The sequence below is a fragment of the Sphingobacterium daejeonense genome, from assembly GCF_901472535.1.
GTDB lineage: Bacteria > Bacteroidota > Bacteroidia > Sphingobacteriales > Sphingobacteriaceae > Sphingobacterium > Sphingobacterium daejeonense.
The window spans coordinates 2,888,720-2,908,171 of record NZ_LR590470.1; the positions used below are offsets into that span (position 1 = coordinate 2,888,720).

26 protein-coding genes are annotated in these 19,452 nt (G+C 31.9%); 10 read left to right on the plus strand and 16 right to left on the minus strand.

The window, feature by feature from the left end:
- Window positions 1–115: 115 nt before the first annotated feature.
- Entirely contained in the window at window positions 116–391 is a 276-nt protein-coding gene (locus FGL31_RS14000; RefSeq protein ID WP_138092318.1) for a hypothetical protein, read from the plus strand.
- A gap of 74 nt (window positions 392–465) precedes the next feature.
- On the plus strand, window positions 466–1,395 hold the full coding sequence (locus tag FGL31_RS14005; RefSeq protein WP_138092320.1) for a hypothetical protein: 930 nt from the start codon (window positions 466–468) through the stop codon (window positions 1,393–1,395).
- A 548-nt stretch (window positions 1,396–1,943) separates the two neighbouring features.
- On the opposite strand, the gene FGL31_RS14010 is transcribed toward FGL31_RS14005, so the two are convergent.
- Window positions 1,944–2,267, minus strand: coding sequence for a hypothetical protein (locus tag FGL31_RS14010; protein ID WP_138092322.1), 324 nt, complete (start codon window positions 2,265–2,267; stop codon window positions 1,944–1,946).
- 34 nt (window positions 2,268–2,301) lie between these two features.
- On the opposite strand from FGL31_RS14010, the gene FGL31_RS22725 reads away from it, so the two are divergent.
- Window positions 2,302–2,478: a hypothetical protein gene (locus tag FGL31_RS22725; RefSeq protein WP_171017682.1), complete on the plus strand. Its 177-nt coding sequence runs from the start codon at window positions 2,302–2,304 to the stop codon at window positions 2,476–2,478.
- Between the two features lie 3 nt (window positions 2,479–2,481).
- Here the strand turns inward: FGL31_RS22725 and FGL31_RS14015 are convergent, their stop codons facing one another.
- The 12 genes from FGL31_RS14015 to FGL31_RS14070 form a co-directional block, all read right to left on the minus strand.
- On the minus strand, window positions 2,482–2,727 hold the full coding sequence (locus tag FGL31_RS14015; RefSeq protein ID WP_138092324.1) for a hypothetical protein: 246 nt from the start codon (window positions 2,725–2,727) through the stop codon (window positions 2,482–2,484).
- 38 nt (window positions 2,728–2,765) lie between these two features.
- Complete coding sequence (locus FGL31_RS14020; RefSeq protein ID WP_138092326.1) at window positions 2,766–3,032, minus strand: hypothetical protein; 267 nt, start codon at window positions 3,030–3,032, stop codon at window positions 2,766–2,768.
- 32 nt (window positions 3,033–3,064) lie between these two features.
- On the minus strand, window positions 3,065–3,349 hold the full coding sequence (locus FGL31_RS14025) for a hypothetical protein (RefSeq protein ID WP_138092328.1): 285 nt from the start codon (window positions 3,347–3,349) through the stop codon (window positions 3,065–3,067).
- A gap of 53 nt (window positions 3,350–3,402) precedes the next feature.
- Window positions 3,403–3,705 carry a GIY-YIG nuclease family protein gene (locus FGL31_RS14030; protein ID WP_138092329.1) on the minus strand — a complete coding sequence of 101 codons (303 nt, stop codon included), beginning with the start codon at window positions 3,703–3,705 and terminating at the stop codon, window positions 3,403–3,405.
- The gene (locus tag FGL31_RS14035; RefSeq protein ID WP_138092331.1) at window positions 3,683–4,144 is read right to left on the minus strand and encodes a hypothetical protein; all 462 of its coding nucleotides are present in this window, start codon (window positions 4,142–4,144) and stop codon (window positions 3,683–3,685) included. The genes FGL31_RS14030 and FGL31_RS14035 overlap by 23 nt, the downstream gene beginning before the upstream one ends.
- A gap of 49 nt (window positions 4,145–4,193) precedes the next feature.
- Window positions 4,194–4,553 (minus strand): HNH endonuclease, encoded by a 360-nt coding sequence (locus FGL31_RS14040; RefSeq protein ID WP_138092333.1) that lies wholly within the window; start codon window positions 4,551–4,553, stop codon window positions 4,194–4,196.
- A complete protein-coding gene (locus tag FGL31_RS14045; protein ID WP_138092335.1) occupies window positions 4,550–4,744 on the minus strand; it encodes a hypothetical protein in 195 nt (64 codons plus the stop codon). Before FGL31_RS14045 ends, FGL31_RS14040 begins: the two co-directional genes overlap by 4 nt.
- Before the next feature lie 619 nt (window positions 4,745–5,363).
- On the minus strand, window positions 5,364–5,618 hold the full coding sequence (locus FGL31_RS14050) for a hypothetical protein (RefSeq protein WP_138092337.1): 255 nt from the start codon (window positions 5,616–5,618) through the stop codon (window positions 5,364–5,366).
- 2 nt (window positions 5,619–5,620) lie between these two features.
- Complete coding sequence (locus FGL31_RS14055) at window positions 5,621–5,986, minus strand: hypothetical protein (RefSeq protein WP_138092339.1); 366 nt, start codon at window positions 5,984–5,986, stop codon at window positions 5,621–5,623.
- A gap of 59 nt (window positions 5,987–6,045) precedes the next feature.
- The gene (locus tag FGL31_RS14060; RefSeq protein WP_138092341.1) at window positions 6,046–6,270 is read right to left on the minus strand and encodes a hypothetical protein; all 225 of its coding nucleotides are present in this window, start codon (window positions 6,268–6,270) and stop codon (window positions 6,046–6,048) included.
- Window positions 6,271–6,338: 68 nt separating this feature from the next.
- Window positions 6,339–6,614, minus strand: coding sequence for a hypothetical protein (locus FGL31_RS14065; RefSeq protein WP_138092343.1), 276 nt, complete (start codon window positions 6,612–6,614; stop codon window positions 6,339–6,341).
- A gap of 5 nt (window positions 6,615–6,619) precedes the next feature.
- Window positions 6,620–6,853 carry a hypothetical protein gene (locus FGL31_RS14070; RefSeq protein ID WP_138092345.1) on the minus strand — a complete coding sequence of 78 codons (234 nt, stop codon included), beginning with the start codon at window positions 6,851–6,853 and terminating at the stop codon, window positions 6,620–6,622.
- Window positions 6,854–7,120: 267 nt separating this feature from the next.
- Between FGL31_RS14070 and FGL31_RS14075 the strand changes: the two genes are divergently transcribed.
- The 6 genes from FGL31_RS14075 (at window position 7,121) to FGL31_RS14100 (ending at window position 16,107) form a co-directional block, all read left to right on the plus strand.
- Window positions 7,121–7,759: a hypothetical protein gene (locus FGL31_RS14075; protein WP_138092347.1), complete on the plus strand. Its 639-nt coding sequence runs from the start codon at window positions 7,121–7,123 to the stop codon at window positions 7,757–7,759.
- Window positions 7,760–8,811: 1,052 nt separating this feature from the next.
- Window positions 8,812–9,027 carry a hypothetical protein gene (locus FGL31_RS14080; protein WP_138092349.1) on the plus strand — a complete coding sequence of 72 codons (216 nt, stop codon included), beginning with the start codon at window positions 8,812–8,814 and terminating at the stop codon, window positions 9,025–9,027.
- Between the two features lie 74 nt (window positions 9,028–9,101).
- Window positions 9,102–10,400: a glycoside hydrolase family 30 protein gene (locus tag FGL31_RS14085; protein WP_232046762.1), complete on the plus strand. Its 1,299-nt coding sequence runs from the start codon at window positions 9,102–9,104 to the stop codon at window positions 10,398–10,400.
- Window positions 10,401–11,739: 1,339 nt separating this feature from the next.
- Entirely contained in the window at window positions 11,740–12,486 is a 747-nt protein-coding gene (locus FGL31_RS14090; RefSeq protein ID WP_138092353.1) for a hypothetical protein, read from the plus strand.
- Between the two features lie 159 nt (window positions 12,487–12,645).
- Window positions 12,646–12,735 carry an NUDIX domain-containing protein gene (locus FGL31_RS25840; protein WP_232046763.1) on the plus strand — a complete coding sequence of 30 codons (90 nt, stop codon included), beginning with the start codon at window positions 12,646–12,648 and terminating at the stop codon, window positions 12,733–12,735.
- Window positions 12,736–12,957: 222 nt separating this feature from the next.
- Window positions 12,958–16,107: a DEAD/DEAH box helicase gene (locus tag FGL31_RS14100; RefSeq protein ID WP_138092355.1), complete on the plus strand. Its 3,150-nt coding sequence runs from the start codon at window positions 12,958–12,960 to the stop codon at window positions 16,105–16,107.
- 364 nt (window positions 16,108–16,471) lie between these two features.
- Here the strand turns inward: FGL31_RS14100 and arr are convergent, their stop codons facing one another.
- Both arr and lspA read right to left on the minus strand, forming a co-directional pair.
- Entirely contained in the window at window positions 16,472–16,912 is a 441-nt protein-coding gene (gene arr / locus FGL31_RS14105) for an NAD(+)--rifampin ADP-ribosyltransferase (RefSeq protein WP_138092357.1), read from the minus strand.
- 286 nt (window positions 16,913–17,198) lie between these two features.
- Window positions 17,199–17,708 carry a signal peptidase II gene (lspA, locus tag FGL31_RS14110; RefSeq protein WP_232046764.1) on the minus strand — a complete coding sequence of 170 codons (510 nt, stop codon included), beginning with the start codon at window positions 17,706–17,708 and terminating at the stop codon, window positions 17,199–17,201.
- Window positions 17,709–17,823: 115 nt separating this feature from the next.
- Between lspA and FGL31_RS14115 the strand changes: the two genes are divergently transcribed.
- Window positions 17,824–18,270 carry a hypothetical protein gene (locus FGL31_RS14115; protein WP_138092359.1) on the plus strand — a complete coding sequence of 149 codons (447 nt, stop codon included), beginning with the start codon at window positions 17,824–17,826 and terminating at the stop codon, window positions 18,268–18,270.
- A 32-nt stretch (window positions 18,271–18,302) separates the two neighbouring features.
- Here FGL31_RS14115 and FGL31_RS14120 read toward each other — a convergent pair whose 3' ends face one another.
- On the minus strand, window positions 18,303–19,448 hold the full coding sequence (locus FGL31_RS14120; RefSeq protein WP_138092361.1) for a TlpA family protein disulfide reductase: 1,146 nt from the start codon (window positions 19,446–19,448) through the stop codon (window positions 18,303–18,305).
- Window positions 19,449–19,452 lie beyond the last annotated feature (4 nt).

Sequence of the window (19,452 nt, forward strand, 5' to 3'; positions counted from 1 at the left end):
CAGTTGCCAATTTCACAATTCCAAAACTGACGTAAAATCAAGCACTCAGAGCGAAGAAAACACAAAGGTCTATCCAACTAAAGGAACTGAAGTAAAGATTAATCCTGATGGCTCTATGACGTTTCAAGCTGACAGCATAATTCAGAAGGCTAGAAGGATTAGCAATGAAGCTAAGAATATTGTCAATGACATAAAGAATTCTTTGGATCAGAAAGCAGACAGTGTCGCTGAAGAAAAGGGAAAGAAAGAAGAAAAGAAGCAGTCAGAGGAAAGGACCAGTACACCGGATAAAGGGGCGATATTCGTCAATAAGATTGGTTGGTCAATAGCAATACTTTTTGTGTTGATTATCGGGGCTTGGTGGTTCTTTGGGATTGGGAGGAGGAGGTGAGGATTACGGGAACCCGTAATTTTATATTTATTGAAAAATAATATATTTGCACATTACCAAAATCAATTATTAAAATGAAAAAATCATTAATTATCCTGGCATTATTGCCATTGCTGTTTTTTGGCTGTAAAAAAGGTGGATCTACAGATGAACCGAAACCTGAAGAGGAATTGTATTCGATACAATTTTCATCGTCAATTTTTCTACAACAAGTTAACCCAATGTCAAAAAAGGCTGCATCAGTCTCGGTTTCAAATAGTTCTATATCCGAAGATGATAAATTTGGTAAGCTGTATTATTTAATTTACGATTCTAATGATAAATTGGTATATAAGAACGAAAAAAATGTTGAAAATTACTCACCTGGTAGTGCTGATTTCATTAATAAGGTTGAACTTCCAAAGGGTAATTATATAGTGTTAGCAATAGGAAGTCCAAAAGATGTCAATGCTGGAAACGGATATAAAAATATAAGGCTGGAAGCATACGATTATGAAAAACATCTTTTTGTAAGCGATATTAAATCAATTGTAGTGAAACAAGACTCTATCTATTCACCACTTTCTTTAAAAAGAATGTCTTCTAGTCTGGAAATTCAAACCACGGATGAAAAGCCTTTAGAAGTATCCAAAATTGTGTTGAAGTGCAAAAATTTACCAGAGTCATTTTACCCATTTAATAATAAACAAGACCCTTATTCCTTTATGCAGCTGGAACCTAAATTTATCGCAACAAAAACGGCTAAAGGATATAATATAAAGACAATTCTATTAGCTGACAGAACCAAAGAAAGTACCGTTTTTGATATTGAAGTGAAAATGTATAATAAAGACAATGTCTTCTTGGGCACAAAAGATATTAAAAATGTAACCATTAAAGAAAATCATCAGACTAAATTGGAAGGAGCCCTTTTCGAAGCGTTTCAAGAAAAAGATAAGTCAACAAGTTTGTCAGTAAAAATTAATAATACGTTTGCTGGAACTGTCATAACAGGAAAATTCTGATAGAACTATTCTTAGGAATAAATATGTATATATTAGTCCTAAAGCCACTCTAATCAGTGGCTTTTTCAATAAAAAATCCCCAATCTAAACTTAAGACCGGGGATCTTGAGATGAAATTTTATGGAAAAACTAATCAGCAGCTGGGAAAAATATCCCCTGACTCATGGAATCAGGGGATAAAAGAAATAATAAACTTTTAATTAGTGGTAGTAGAAAGTATATTCAAATTTAATATGGCAGGGATTTCTTGTCAAGCATTTTAAGAATTTTTAACAAATTCATAAAACTTCAATTGGATTATGTGTTAAAATAGACCAGTTAATAAAAAATCCCTGATCCATCTGCTATGTCGCGAACAGATTGGACCAAGGACTTACAATAGAAACTAATAATAATAACAATGAACAAGTTCTTTAAAAAACCCTGCGTTGATCAGCAGGGTTCAATTCACCATACTACCCTTTTTCCTTAAGGGTTAACTGATTGAGAATTTAATAGGTTGTCAATGTGAATGAGACACTGTCAACTTTGGTAAGGTAGTCATTAAATCAATCCCCTGTATAAACATTCGGATATATTCCCAAATTAAATACTTCTTCCTCGATTTTTATCAACCACTGTTTGCAATCCACTGTATACATGGTCCACATTTCACCTTCAATTTCTCTTATTTCAGCTTCTTTAGAATAAAATAATTCTCCACTTAATGTAACAGGGAAAGTGATTCTTTTCTGATTAGTCTCAATTCCTCCTCGCAATAAACTTCTTGCAGTTGATATAATCGTTTCCTTTGGAATATTTGTCATATTAGTTAAACAAAAAATTAAAAATTTTGTTTCAAAATAAAAATAATTAAAAATAATTTGAAACATTTTACATATAGTTTGTTATGTTTACAAAAACATTATGGACAATCATTCAAAATTTGATATCAGGGACTTCGTGACCAGATATGCCCTATGGTTATCTCGGGCTAAAAGTGAAAAGGAAGCAATAGAATATGCTGAAAAAATTCTAAAGGATAATCCAGATATATTGAAACTGGTATTGGAGGATATTAAAGCTGGTATAAATAACAAATAAGGATCAATCCATCATCTTGCTTGCACTGCTCTTAGCCTTGTTGCTGATGAACCTAGTATAGAACCAATGCAATGATTTGGCCTCGTCCTCATTACGTGCGTAGCCTTCTACTTGCTCACGTGTCTTGTCGATCAGTTCTGCGCTCAATTCTGAAAGGATGGCATCTCGTTTTTCCCTTGATTGGGTATTCTTGATGGGGTCTTTGCACTCGTTTATCGCCTGAAGTATTTTATCTATTGTGGTTTGCATGAAACAAAGGTAAGTAAAAGCCTAACGGTGGGTTAGGCTTAATTGTTAATAAGGTCTTCACTAGAATATTTCCTAGCTTTTTCATTATTCTTTCTGAAATCAAATAATTCTACGTAATATAAATTACCGCCAAATTCACCTTTTAACCTAAATATTTTATTTGTTTTAGTATCAAATAATTTAATGCCATCTTCATCAAAGTGAGGTATAAACCTTTCCTGATTAACTTTCTTGTTAAAAATAAATAAAAAACAACAGCTTAGTAAAATAATGACTATTGATAAAATTACTTTAAAATACTTCATATTAGTAACGATTAATTTTTTGAATGTAATACTTAGCATGATATTAATCCTAAAGCGTGCTTTATTCCAAAGTAAAAAGCAGTGTTTATATTTAACCAATTATCATTGCCTTTAATTTCAACCCAATTATTATCGTTGCTACTATGTTTAATATAATAAAAAAACGCCATATTTCTGTTATGTTCGATGTCTCGTATATTAACAAGGATGTTTTTGTCTAACCATAGCCAATCTCTAATGGCATAAATATTCTCGAATTCTGAATCATACCCCTTTGAATAAGCTTCTTCGAGCAACTCTTTAAAATCTAATTCCATAATTTTTGTGTTTTAATTGTTAATAATAACAAATATACCAACTTTAAATCATGTTATTTGATAAGGGTATTTGGAAAGAATTTTGGCCAAAGATTGTAGCCAATTTCAGGATTATTTGATTGATATTTTCTAATTAGTTCTACCTCAACCTTATTGACCTCTTTAATGTCATCCGTGTAGGACTCCCACAATATTTGCTTTCTTATGGTAAAATCCATCATTTGTTCCTCTGTGAAATCAGCAGCAATCAATCTGCTGTTAGCACTTCCGAAATAATTTAAAGTGTTGGTTAGGTCTTTTCCGATGTAAATTTTCCCATTGGGATAAGTGATTTTATATATAACTTTCTTCTGCATTCAATTCTAATCTTTCATAAACTTCTTTATCAAATTCTTTCGCCTTACTGGTCATATAGTATATTTCAGGAATAAGAGTAAATGAATTTCGTTCTGAATGAAGCACAATCAATTTCATGCCGACATTTTCAGGATCATCTTTATACGCAAATGCTAAATTACCAAACTCAGTAGTTGACATAGTAATCGTTCCTTCCCAAGTTCTTGCATCATGTTTTACAATAATTTTCAAAAGGTTATGTTTAATATAAAATATTTCAGCTTCTGATTTTATATTACCATTTCCATATTTAGACTGATATTTGTCAACTAAGAAAGAAAATTTATCTCTTTCAATGTTGTTATTTTTCCAAGTTTTGTATTGATCCCAAAGCACTGATGCCAAAAAACCAAGTACAGTTCCTAATAAAGCTCCAGCAAAAAGTTCCGGCCAATTCAATGAAATTAAAAAATTACACATTTATTTTTAATTAAGGTTATTGCCTAATTTATGAAATTGATTCGAAATAAAACCTTACTTCCACATCCTTTTCTTCAAGTAAACCATATCGCTTTGCAAATTTGTATTGTGTGCTATCCCTATTCAGTGAGGTAATGAACCCTCCTATGATTTTACGGAAGTTATCCAATGACATGCTTGACTTGACGATGTTGCAAGATGGACAAGAGGGATTGAAGTTTTCTAATGTATGCCTTTCGGGATGTTGGCACGTTCCATTCCACCAATTTCTAACGATCGGTTCTATATGGTCGGCGTGCCAACGTTCGCCCAATAGGTCGCCACAATAAGCGCAGCGACCATTGTATTTTTCTTTGAGGGCTTGACGTTGTTGCTTTGTTAGTTTCATTTAACCTCCTTTACGTATTTAACTTCATACGCAATTGGACTGGAACTTCTTACTTGATTTGGCGTGACATATAGAACACCACGTTCATCAATAAAATATGCGTAAGTTAATAGTTGTAATGTATCTACTTCGCCATTCTTAAAATGTACTTCAAGATTCTTTTGAACACCATCTTTACATGACGATAGCAAGATGATTGATAATAGTATTGTTAATGCTTTCATTTATTCTTATCTCTAATTTGGGTTAGTAAATTCTAAAGTTTCTAAATAGCCAGTACACAATGGCACAAACTAATATTACTCCAACAATAAAACCTGCTATAAAATTTATCATCTTTCTTCTTTCTTAATTCCCCAAGATTGGGAAAGAGTGTAACATTTTCTTAACTTGCGACTAATATTTATAAACTTTTTGTTATGCGATTATTCATAGGTATTTTAAGTATAGTTATAGGATTGTGTTTGATAATTTTCAACAAATCCAATAAACGCCATTTTGGGTGGGGAATAATGGGATTTGGCTGTTACTTTCTGTTTTCCGAAATGGGGATTAGCCCTTTATAAAACAAATAGAGCAGGCCTTTATTTGGCCTGCTCAGCAGTTAATCCCTACATCCCCAATAGCAACCTTACGCTTTCCTTTATAGACTACTTCAAAAATCCAGGTGTATAATCAATAGAAACATTTCCTAAATTATGAACCTATTTCTATTACCACTTTCATATTCAATTGGAATATATTTAACACCTAATATTTTAAAGTATCTCTCCAGATGAACCATCGTCATTTGGAATAAAATAAACTCTTTTAAAATTGTTCCTCATAATCCATTAAATCTTTAATATTATAAAATATTGGTCCGGTTTCACTGTAGAATACTCTTCCATTTTCTAATTGTCTTAATAGGCCATGCCTATTTACTTCTTCAATCATGACATCATCACAATTGAAAAAATTGCTTAAGAACTTTAAGACCCTATTGTAGTTTTCCCTAAGATCTTTAGAAATCTTTTCGTCTTGAGACATTAGCAAAAGAGCTTGATAAGTTATAATCCTTTCCATAATTATTTCTGATTAATAAAGAACCCACGTTTTGGTAGTAAATCTATAACCGTTGGATTACTTAACAGGATGCCAGCGAGTTGATTTGTGGTATCAAATAAAGGGAACAACTTGGCTTTTAATGACGGATCTTTCTCCATCATATCTGCAGCGTAATTTCGGAAGGTCCTTAAGACATCTAAATGTTTGATAAATTCATTGTTATCTTCAAACATGTTCACAAAGCCTTTCAATACATCTTCAGTTAGATATGAATCAATTGGCCCCTTAGTTATTAGATGATACTGTTGTTTTTTAGAATTCTGGATCATTTTAGTAATTTTGCCCTTAAGCTCTGAGCTGTTAGGCATAGAATTTGTTTTATTCATTGTCTAAGATTTTAAGTGCCACCGTGTAGTCCTCCAAGATGAACAGTGGCACTTTGTTATTAATTGTGAAAGTCTATTGTTATTCTGCTTTTTCCATTTATATAAAACATGAGCCCTCCGGACCATATATTCAGGATGTATTTTAAAAAGTATATATCCCTGTCCCTACCGCCATCTTCGAACCTCAGGGATGTATATTTTAAAGGACCTATTTCAATGTATCTTTCTGATACCGCTCCATCCTCATTTGGATGGAAGTAAACTGTTTTAAATTTGATTGCCATGATTCTGTGTTTTATGTTTATAAATTAATATTAATCTTTATTGATCCTATTCCTCCCTACCGTTTCCTTTAAAAAAACCTGTGCCTATTCTCTGTAATAAGAGCATTATTAAGTTGCTTTAAGTCATAAAAATAGTACCCCCTATGCTCACGCTGTTTTCGCTCTATAAGGCCAGCTTTTTCCAATTTGTTGATAGTGTGCTTAGTGTGTTTCTTTACAGCATCTGACATACTAATTATTGGGCTTACGATTCCTGCGTCAATTAGTGCTGCGGTGGCACCTGCTTGGGAGGCCTCACTCAATAATTTGTAGAATTCGATTCTAGAGAATGTGTAAAATTCCATGTTAATTAGTTTTGATGTTTATAATTGAATATTATTTCATCTTTACCAACGACAAATAAGCATTCTGTATTATCTATTATCCTGATTCTCTCATTTCTATCGGGAATAGCTTTGTTGATTTTTAACAATAGTTTATAGAACCTATTATAAAGATGTTCTGATAACTCCGGATCGAATACAAGCTTTTCAAACGCCTCATATTTCAAAATTGATCTACCTAAATAAAGTGTCAGTTTCATATTGGTGATTTTAGTGGTGACTTGATTATATATTTGATTTAAAAATCCAAAAACAAACTATTTTTGCTCCTTATTTGTACCCTAAAATCATAACAGATTGAAAATCAATATTAGTTATAATTTGTATCGGGAAGTAAACATGTAAGCAGTGATAAATCTATCTATTCATTGTAATAAAAAATAAAAGCATTTTACCTGAAAACAGGTATTTCAAAAATAGTTTTAGATTTAGTTATTTAAATAAGTTTATTTATCAATTCAATGTTTATGAATAATCTTAAAATATATATCCTGTCAACACTGTTTTTAATGCAGATTTCCTATGAATCTTATTCGCAAAAAAAAGAGGTAATGCCTTCAAAAAATGAATTTAATATTGAGGTTGCCCGTCAAATGTTAGATGAAGGAGGAATAAATATTGAAGGGACTGCTTCTGCCAAAGAATTTACAGACAACAATAGATTTAATCAAGCGCTTGGTGTGAAAATTTTTTCGAAAAAGCACCATGCCAAACCGGGTACGAAAGTATTGCTTTTCCCTATGACACCCTATTTTGAAGAATATTTAGAATTAAGAAAGAAATATTCAAAAAGCAATGAACATGTAGCTGTATTGTCTGAAGATGCCTTTAAGCATCGAATTGAGACAAGTGTAGGAGAAAACGGAAAATTTAAGTTTGAGAAGATAAAACCGGGAGTTTATTATATAGAAACCGTTGTGAATTACACAGGAAGTGATGTTTATGATGTTGCAGTAGGACAAACCGATTACTATAATGGTTTGGGTCATTATAAAGGATCAAAGACCAATTATAAAGGTGAAATTCAATATTATCAAAACTCAGACCTAGAGAGTAAGATTATCAATTTAAAAGAAGGAATAAAAACTTTTAAAGTAAAATTGTAATTAATCAAATTATAGAAATTTTTCCACATAATTTTATTTCATTAATATCTTAAAATTATAATTTATAACTACAATTTTTAATAGAACCTCTTTATTTAAGAGATTTGCTTAATGACCTCATACCTGATTAGTGAAGTGCACTCCTTACCGATGCTGTATTTAAAACGATATTATTTTCTATTATTTCAACAACCTAAAATTAACTGAGGTTATGTTTTCTAAAAAAAGCAAATATGCGGAAAAACCCTACCAATGAGTTAGGTATAAAACAATTTAAATTTTATATATTCTTTAACGATTTGTAAATTGTAACCACTAACACTAAAAAACTTATGAACAGAGCAATCCAATTACTTGTCGAAAATAAAAAAATAGTTATAGCGGTTTTGTTGATTTTATCTGCCATAGCTATTTATCAATTTTGGTAAAAGAGTAGGTGAATTTACATACTTAATTACTCATTAAGGCGAACTATGTAAGAATTATTTATTCTTAAGAATAATATTTTAAACAATTTGACATGGGATTATTATTCGTATTTAAGTATTGATATAGGTTTGTCCTTAATAATTTTCATTAATTCTAATAAAAGGCCATTTTAGCTGAAAATATTGGGATTTGGATGTTATTTCTTTTTCTCAGCATTAGAAATTAGTCTTTTATAAAATAGAAAAAAACCAGGCCTTTACTTGTCCTGCTCAGCAATTAGTTCCCTACACTCCAATAGCTACCTTCATTTCCCTTATTGACTATTAGGTATTTATTTAAAACTTCCATTTTATCTTTTTTGCGTGAGTGAATCCTCAGAGTACATACCTACGAGGTGATATTAGCAAATAGATATAACTTGATTGTACATTGTTATACCACGATTAAAATTTAAAGCTAGATTAAGGGCATTTTTTGTGATTATTATTCAGAATGGTGTGTTTTTATAATTATCTTTTAAATAAATAGTTGTGTTTAGTGAAGAATTTATTTTTTCACATTAAGGAAATTATTATTTTTATATTTAATATCACACTATTTTATACCAAATTAAACAATAAACTATGAGAAACTTAAAAGTAATTTTGCCCTTGCTATTTATATTGGCAGGGTGTAGCAGAAATGATTTAGACCAGCCGAATGAAAATCTAAATGACAAAGAACTCAGTAAAAAATCACGTGTAAATGTCCAAGCTTTCGAACAATACGGTATTTGGACAACAAATGTACCTGCAGGTCAAAGATTAACAAAAACTTTTCAATGGCGAACTTTCATTTAATTCTACACCAAATGGAAATCCAATAATAGAGGTAGACTCTAGAGCAGGGAATAGAAGTCAATATATTGATGGATTTGGGTATACGCTTACCGGGGGGTAGCGCTGAACTCATAGATAATATGTCCGAAGGCCCCAAAAGTGCATTGTTAAATAATCTATTTGGATTTACACAAGCAGGTCAAAATAAAATTAATGTTATACGCATAGCTATTGGATCTGAAGACCTATCTAGAAATGCCTATACCTTAAATGATAATCCTCCTGGAGGTATAGATCTTGCTCAAAATAATTTCAGTTTATCGAAAGATGATAGAAAAATTCGAGTATTGAAAAGAATATTACAAATTAATCCTAATATCAAAATAATTGCAACTCCATGGTCTGCACCTGCATGGATGAAGGACAATAATAACCTACAAGGTGGCCGTCTAAAGACTGACTCAAATAATGGTAACCAAATTTATTATGAATCCTATGCAATCTATTTCAGGAAGTACGTTGAAGCTATGAAAAATCAACATGGGATCCAAATTTGGGCTGTCACACCCCAAAATGAACCGCAGAGCGGCAATCATTTACCTAGTATGATCATGTATGATTTTGAGCACATCAACTTTATTCAATACCATTTATACAACAAGTTAAGTTCGCTATCTAATAGACCCCTTATCATAGCATATGATCACAACCCTGGATTCGAGTCTGCTACGGGAATGACAGGTGTAAATTATGTTCGTAACTTATTAAATAATAACGATTTATTCAATAAAATTGAAGGGGTTGCATGGCATTTGTATTCCGGCAGTATAAATGATTTATCCACGATTCATAATGAATTCAAAGATAAAAGAAACCCTCCTATCGGTACTTTCTTTACGGAACAATGGTTACAGAGAAAAAGTTATTTTGATAATGGAGATTTCATGTGGCATATAAATAATATAACGATTGATGCACTCAATAATTTTAGTAGAACTGTTCTGGAGTGGAATCTCGCAAGTAATCCTAATACAGATATCCGTACATCGAATACTCCAGGTGTTGCTTGTCAAGACTGTATGGGTGCTGTTACCATAGACGGTTCATCAAATTATTCATTTAATGTTTCTTATTACAGTATTGCGCACGTATCACGATTTCTTGGCGATGGTGCCCAAAGATTATTTCCCAAACCGCATTCAGTTGGAAATATTAAATATGCAGCCTTTGTCAATGATAAATCTCCATATGCACGAATTATGTTGATAGCTAATGATAATGATCAAGCAAAGAATTTAAATTTAAAATATATTGATTACGACGGTAATGTAAAGTATGCAGCTATAACAGTCCCAGCAAAATCAGCACAAACTTACGTTTGGAAACAAAATTAAAAGAAAGAATAAGATAATATCCCAGTGTATATTGGGATATTATTTTATGATGATTTTCAAGGAATATCAACCGTTATCTTATCGCTCTTATTAAATTCTTTTAAGGATAGGTATCAAGTTGCTCGACTGCCTCACAATATCTTTAATAGGAGAAATTAATGAAAATGCATTTTTTGTTTTTAAAGCTCTGGCAAGATAGCTCATCAATATTGAAGGAAATGAGATACTGCGTTCTAATAATTTATCCAGATTCATTGATGTACCGAAGGATAAGTGGAGCGCTTGTCTGGGTTTTCAATTTTCTTGATGGGGTCCTTTGCATTCATTAATGACTTGTCGCATTAATCTATTATTGGTTGCATGGAGTAAAGTTAGAAAGAAGAATGATAGTGGTTAGGCTTTTCTATTTTATTTCATTAAGGAGGTTATTAACCTTATTTAATAATAAGGTGAAAATAATTAAAGAAACCATAAGAATATACCCATATCTTTCATTTGCTTCATTCCTATCAAATAACATAAAGTAAAATGATCCAATAAAACATATTAAGGCAATTGTTATAAGTATTTTCCGAACAAAAATTAAATTCATACTCAAAAATACTTATTATAATTAAAAAATTAAATCTCCCCTTTCAATAACTATCCCCGAATCTTTTGTCCAATACTGTTTACAAATAATCAGGCTTTTAAAATTAAGTTTTAAACATAATTATGGTTTTCCGTATTGTTAATATTCTTTTTTAGGTATATTCATAACATTATTATTAATTCTAAAACATAGAATTAAAATTATTTTAATTATTATATGATAAACCAATACCATGCTAAGTAATACGCTTACGAATTATCACGAAAAGCAAGTTAGAATAGTTCCTAAAAATTCGGTGCAACGTTATTTTAGATACTAAAGTAGAATTGAATCCGCATCAAGTGGAAGCCGGTTTATTTGCTTTTAAATCACCTTATTCTAAGGGAGCAATTTTGCTGATGAGGTATGTTTAGTAAAAATTATTGCAGCTAGATTTTTATCCATTAAAGATAATTTTCTCTATAAAAATGATGATATTGCCGGTGATCCTCTATTCGAACTGTATAAATCTGAAAGTATTTTAAGTGTTGAAGAAAATCGTAGATTAAAAAATATTGAGCAGACTATTACTTATTGACGATGACTTTGATTTAGACCATGGATTGAAGATTAGCAATTGTATAGACTTCTTTGATAAAACCAATAACCTTAGTCGCCATTTTTCCGACAAATGTCGTATGCGCAAGTAGATCGTGAATTTTAATGAGGCTGTTGCAATTCCGCAGTTTGAGAAATAAATAAAAGATTATGAATTTTGACCAAATTATAGATCAATTAAAGAAAACAAGACCTATATTTCATTCTGAGGATGATTTGAAATTAGCGATGTCTTGGTTGATAAAGGAGCTTTACCCATCCTATGAGATTAGGCTCGAAAGACCTATTGGTATAGGTATGAAAACTAAAGGTTCAGATGATATCATTGCTAGAGCCCCTATAGATATTCTTGTCATAGATAGAGGTTCTAGCGTCATTTATCCTATTGAAATTAAGTATAAAACAAAAACTGCCAAAATAAAATTGAATGGCGAAAACTATTCATTAGCTAATCATGGAGCTAATGATGTAGGGCGCTATAGTTTTAGAAAGGATATCTATCGTATAGAAATTGTCGATCTTGAACAGATGGGGTTTAAAGATTTTACTAAAATAGGCTTTGTATTTATCTTGACAAATGATCGAAAATATTATCTGAATGATGTAAGTGCCAAGAATTCTTTGGATGCACACTTTTCATTCCATCATGGAGCGGTTTTGTCAAAAGATTATATAGGTTGGAATTTAGACAAAATATCAAAGGATAAATACGATTTCGGTTTACAGGTGCCTGTAGGTGCTAGTAAGAAGAAACATTGGACAGAGGGTAAAGAGTATGTTTATCAGTTAGGATTGAAAAGAGATTACTTAATACAATGGAGAGATTTTTCAACTTTTGCCATGGACAAAGGAAAAGTGGAAGAATTTAAATTTTGCTTGATAGCGATTGAAGGATAATTTTAATTATGTAAATTTTAATCAAACTAAAAAATAGAATATTTACTAAAAGATTTAAAATTAGCAGAATATCAATATTAGATGATTATATAATTCATGTGACTTGTGCGGTGATTCGCGAGGGAGAACGTTTATTTGATTTGTCAACGATCGGAGAAAATGAAGCTTCCATTGAAGTGGGAGTTTCCAGGAGGAAAGTTTGAAGAGGGAGAAAGGCTGGAAGATTGTCTGATTCGTGAAATTCAGTAGGAATTAATTATTTTAATTCGAATTGATGGAGCACTAGAGAAGGTAGTACATCATTACTACAACTTCTGCATTACTTTATATCCTTTTTTATGTACGATAAAGGAGGGAACTATAAACCTAGAAGAGCACGAACAGTATAAATGGATTCTACAAGAAAAATTCTCCCAGTATGATTTAAAAGCTGCTGATTTAACGATATTAAACCAATTATAGAATTTCAGAATGGAACTAGGGATATATGAGTCTTTGATTACGACTTCTTTGAAACAGAAGTTGAGAGGTTTGGAAACTAATAAATATTTTATTGCTGACGATAAAAAATTGGATGCGGAGGAAGCTAGTCAGTACCTTGGTCGGCATTTAAGTGAGGTTATTCTATCAGCCCTGAATCTTATTAAAGGAGATAAGAATGGGCTTTCTTTAGTGGAAAAACAGATCGAAATCACGAATAAAATCATGTTGTTTCTTGCAAAAGAAATTGAAGCCTATGATTTTAATGAAGATTTGTTAGATGCTCAAGGACATATTTTGGAAGGCATTTTTGATAAGTTAAATAGTGATTATGTTGACTTGAAATTACATTTGTCGGAGATTATGCCTAGTACGCGCTTGACACAAAGTGAGTTATTCACTGGTGGGAATGTAGGTATTTCACTTGAATCCGAGCTAAAAAAGGAAATTCGTTCAGCAGATCGTGTTGATTTGCTGGTTTCATTCATTAAATGGAAGGCTATTGTCATCCTTAAAGAAGCTTTAGAAGAATTCACAAATCGAGGAGGTAAACTTCGCGTAATTACCACAACCTATATGGGTGCAACTGATGCAAAGGCCATAGAAGATTTGAGTAAATTGCCTAATACTGAAATTAAAATTTCCTACAATACTTCTAATGAGCGTTTACATGCTAAAGCTTATCTGTTTTACAGGAATACAGGGTATCATACGGGCTATATTGGCTCTTCTAATTTCTCTAGATCAGCTTTAACTGATGGCCTGGAATGGAATGTAAAAGTAACCACCAAGGAAATTCCTCATATTATTGATAAGTTCAAGAAGACTTTTGAATCTTATTGGGCTACTTCAGAGTTTGAGTGTTATCATACCGGAGATTATCCTAAGTTATCTAAAGCTTTAAAAGATAATAATCTTGGTAAAAAGTCTACGGAAATAACAACTTTTTTTAACTTAAAACCCTATCACTATCAGTTAGAGATTTTAGAAAAATTAAAAGTTGAGCGTCAAGTGCATGGGTCAAATCGCAATTTGGTAGTAGCGGCTACTGGTACCGGTAAAACTATGTTAGCAGCATTTGATTTTAAGGATTTTAAATCAACACAACCTAATGCAAAGATTCTATTTTTAGCACATAGAATTGAGATTTTGCAACAGGCAATGAAGACTTTTAGTCAAGTTTTGTTGAATCATAACTTTGGCGAATTAATGGGGAATGGTCATGTGCCAGGACAAAAAAATGCTGTTTTCGCTACGATACAGACCTTTAATAATTTGGATTTAGCATCATTTTGTAGTCGTACCTATTACGATTATATTGTGATAGATGAGGTGCACCATGTACAAGCAGATTCTTATCAAAAAGTCATTAAATATTTTCAGCCTCAGTTATTATTAGGTTTAACCGCTACTCCAGAGCGTATGGATGGAGAGGATATTTTAATAGACTTCAATGATAGAATTGCTGCTGAAATCAGGTTGCCAGATGCTTTGAATAATAAATTACTATGTCCTTTTCAATATTTTGGAGTAACAGATTCTATAGATTATTCAAGAATTAAATGGGACAAGGGGCGTTATAACAATGAAGAATTAACGAATATTCTAACCGCTAGCGATATACGTGTACGAGATATCATTGAAAACTTAAATAAGTATACAAAAGATCCTCTCTCGGTATCCTGTATAGGTTTCTGTGCAAGTAAGGGTCATGCCGTATATATGGCTGAAAAATTCAATCTAGCAGGTTATAAGTCTGCTTGGTTAAATGCTGATAATTCAAGTAGTAGACATGATGTTTTGGATGCTTTTAAAAAGAAAGAACTTCAGTATTTATTCGTAGTCGATATGTTTAATGAGGGAGTTGATATTCCTCTAATTGATACGGTGTTATTCTTGAGACCCACTGAGAGTTTGACTATTTTTCTTCAGCAACTGGGACGTGGACTGCGATTACACGAGGGAAAAGATGTATTAACAGTATTAGATTTTGTAGGTCAGGCTAGAGAAGAGTATGACTTTGAAAATAAGTTCAGGGCATTAATTGGCAAGACGAATACAACAGTAGCGCATGAGATAGAACGCGATTTTCCTAATCTTCCATTAGGTTCATCCATCGTTTTAGAAAGAAAAGCTAAAGAATATATTTTAGAGAATATACGTAGAGCTACTAAGCTCGATAAACGACAGTTGATTAAAAGGCTAATCAATTATAAAAATCATACAGAATCTCCTCTGACATTAAAGAATTTTTTAAAGATATATAATCTAACTCTAGCGGATATCTATAAAAATAATAGCTTCTATGAGTTGAAAGCGGGGGCTTTTAAAAGTTCGATTAATTCTTATAATGCTGAAAAATACAAAAGCATGTTATCAAAGAAGTGGATAGTAACGGAATCTTTGACATACTTTAAGTTTATTTTAAAATTAGCTGAGAACCAATTCAATATCACTAGATTGAGGCTGACAGGGCAAGAGCAGATTTTTGTCTTAATGTTTTATTACGATTTTTATCAAACGCAAAATTTAGGTGGATCTTTGGAAGAGGCAATTCGTGAGATTGGAAAGAATAAAGTTTTGGTAGCGGAAATACTTGAATTTATTGAGGTTAAAATAGATCAATTGTTCTTTGAAGAAATACCTTGTTTAATGCCTGCCAATTTTCCGTTGGCTATTCATGCAAGATACACGCGTGAGCAAATATTAGTTGCCTTAGACTTATCAACTTACGAAAAGCAAAGTTCCAATCGTGAAGGAGTCGCCTTAAATAAGGATACGAATACCGAAGCGCTTTTTATAAACTTAAAGAAAAGCGAAGAAGATTTTTCACCTACAACGATGTATGACGATTATGCTATAAATGAAACCTTATTTCATTGGCAATCACAGAATCAAACCTCAGCAAACTCTGAAAAAGGAAGGTCTTATATTGAACAAGTAGAAAGAGGTAAGAACATTTTACTTTTTGTTCGTGAATCAAAGCAAGATGCCAATAAATTTACACAAGGTTATGTATTTCTAGGACCAGCAAATTTTGTTGAGCATGAAGGTTCAAAACCTATGTCTATCAAGTGGGCGCTAAGAGAACCCATCCCTAACTATATTTGGAAAGAAAGTGCAAAGATGTTGGTGGGGTAAGAGTTATTAGAAACAATTAAAGACATTATATTTAGAATGACAGAGTACAATACATCATTAAATGGTTATGTATATTTTATACGACGACTTATTAGAAAATAAAATGCTGCAAAATTGAATTTTATTTGTCTTTAAGTTAAATAAAGACCTGAAGATATATATTGAATACTTTTTTTTATCGAAAGTATCAATAGAAAAACTCACTGTTTAAATATAAAAAATATCAACATTATTAATTTTAAACCTCTTATTTACATCTTCGCCAAATTACTAAACATAAAATACCCAATAATAGCGGCCATAATAAACACTATTACCAATCCAATTACAACTATTTTATCATCTTTATCCATATTCTATTCTATCAATCCAAAATCAAATTATGTCCTTGATCTTTTAACTTATTTAAACCATCTCTCATAATTTTTATTTCCTCTTCGGAATGTGGCTGCCACTGCCCTACTTCGCCAATAATTCTGAATGGTTCTGTTGAGCGGTATGACATGGTTGGGTTTCCGGGGAATTTCTTATCGGTGACATTTGGGTCGTCTTCGATATCAGCGGTTGCTTCAACGAGGTAGATTCGTTGTTTCCCCTCTCCTAACGCCAATTCTGCTGCCCATATTGCTGCTGTTAATGTGGATGACACATAAACATGTTTTAATTTTCTGTTTTCCATATAATTGCAGTCATGGCCTGGGAAAATATAATCTCCAATTTTGAGGTCTGCTTTCGTTCCATGGAAGAAGGTTTGAGCGAATGGATTATGCTTAGGTTTTTCTGAAGATGGTTGATTTGTTTCCATATTTTATTTGACAGTTGACTGAGTGCGATTACGTCACTAAAATTTAAACTCTTGATTTAATATACTTTATGTATATTAGTATAACAATTTTAAAAGCTGATTATTATGAATAAAGTTATCCAGTTTTTTATCGAGAAGAAATCTATAATCATAATTATAGTTGTTTTTTGGATTCTGAAAAGTTTGCAGCCGGGAACGAAATTAATGGAGCTATTCAAATAGCATAGATATTCAACCAATAAATCAAACAAACTTATCTATTGCGAATAAGCATAAATATGATTGTTTAGGTATAATAATTTTCAGAATTATCCCTTCTTCTTAACAAAGAGGTATAGATCAAAAAGGCCATTCCGATCATAATGGACACATCTGCCATATTGAAAATTCCGGTTTGAAAACTGCCAATCTTTAAATGCAGAAAATCGGTTACCGAACCATGTAATATTCGATCGATCATATTCCCTATTCCACCTCCGATAACAAAACTTGCTCCTATCAAAATCCATTTATTTATTTTTCTGGATTTAAAGATGAATATCAGTCCAGACAATAGAATAATTGATGGCAAAATAATCAGAAAAAAATTCCTAGCAATATCATTCCATTCCTGTCCAATACTTAAAAAAGCTCCTGAATTTTCTACTTTAGTTAGCGTCAGATGCTTTCCTATCAAGCTTATTCTTTCATTTTCTGACACTGATTTTCTTACCAAATCCTTTGTTATCTGATCACAGCTGATATTCAGCATCAGAAGCAGCAAACATATCACAATACTCAACCAGCGTTTCATCATAATTTCGTTTATAATAATATTAAACCATTAAGAATGAATATACTCAAATAAATAACTAACATACATATTTAATCAAAACTTTACTCAGAAATTGAGTTTGTTATAATCTAAGACTATGATAAAATATATTATTTCATTATTCCTTCTTCTATATTTAACAAGCGCGACCTCAGCTCAAGAAAATTCCAAAACAACTATTCTTGAAGTTGCCTCCTCGCATCAGGATTCGATATTTGATCGCACATTGTCCCATCTTATTTTAAGTGATTTTTTTGTTGTTTCGGCAAATAAGGAGTCTGGGTTTATTCAATGCAAACTAGTTATCGAAGACAAAAGATGGTTAAGACTGAAAAAGGGTGATATTATTCATTATAATCTTTTGTTTTCAAATGAAAGTACAAAAGACACAAAAATATTTATTCAAACTAATCTAACGACGAAAAGCATTCAAGGTACTTACGATAATAGCAGTTATTTTAATAATGACCTTGGACTCACACCTGAACCAAAATATATCAATCCTTTGGTTGATAAATTAAAAATTTGGTTAGACGGGAATTAATCTATGAATTATTCATCATCTTTATTTTTTCCTTACTCCATTGTCGCCAATACTTCTTCCATTTTGTCGATATTAAATCCGGTGCGAATTACTTTTCCGGACTTACTTTCAATAATCATATACGTTGGGAAACTATTTAATCCCAAGGAATCCCTAAGTGTATTGGAAGTATCATCTCCAAACCAAAAGTTATCATACTTTAAAGGATGATTATTTAAGTGCGCAGACCAAGTGTCCACCTGTTTATCTACAGATATTCCAATAAACTTAATGTTCTTTTTACTTTCAAGGGCTATTCTTTCATATTCAGGATGTTGAGCCAAACAAGGCTTACACCAAGTTGCCCAAAAGTCTACTACTATATAATCTGCTTGATTCAATACATCTTTTATATTGATTTCTTCATTCTTTAAAGTGCTCATCCTAATATCTGGAAACGGAATTCCATCCTTAAGTTGATACCTGTTGTTTACCAATTCTTGATTTTTGAGCAATTCTTCTAGACTTCCATCAGGCAGTTGATGAGTTTTTATTTCTGCAATCAGGTTATTGATGGTATCTAAGCTTCCATGCGTTAGTTGTTGTAGACCGGCTCCCATAAAGGGATCTTTTAAAAGATTGTTCACGTAGTTTATAGTAAGCAAGGAACTAGGGTATTTCTGCGCAATTTTCAGGTTTTCTGCCAATCCCCATTTGGCAACTTCTTCCTGAGGGAGGATTTTTTGTTCATAGATTTTGCGTTTCTCTCGAGATAACTTTTGCATTTCGGAGTTTTGTTTATTGATTTGGCTTCCTTTAATCAGGGCTAACTTTTCTTTAGCATCTATTTCTAATTCCATTTGATTGGAGTCGATTAATATTGCTATTGGATCCTTTTCCCATGAAACCTCACTCCTATCAAATAGTGCATCTTGCAAATTCAGTAAGGTTGGGAATTCAGATTTAGTGAGAACAAAATAGGCATGATACAATTTATCTTTCCCAGATCCAGCATGGACCTTAAACTCAAATTTCCCATTGTTGATCTTCATATAATGATAGCCTTCCTTGGTAGAAAAATTTATAAAACCAACACTGTCCGGTAAATTTTTAATGATTCCTTTTACAGTTACTTCTTGTGCACTGACCTGTTTTGTAATTAAAATAATTAGAAAAAAGAGAATAACATTTAACTTCATAATT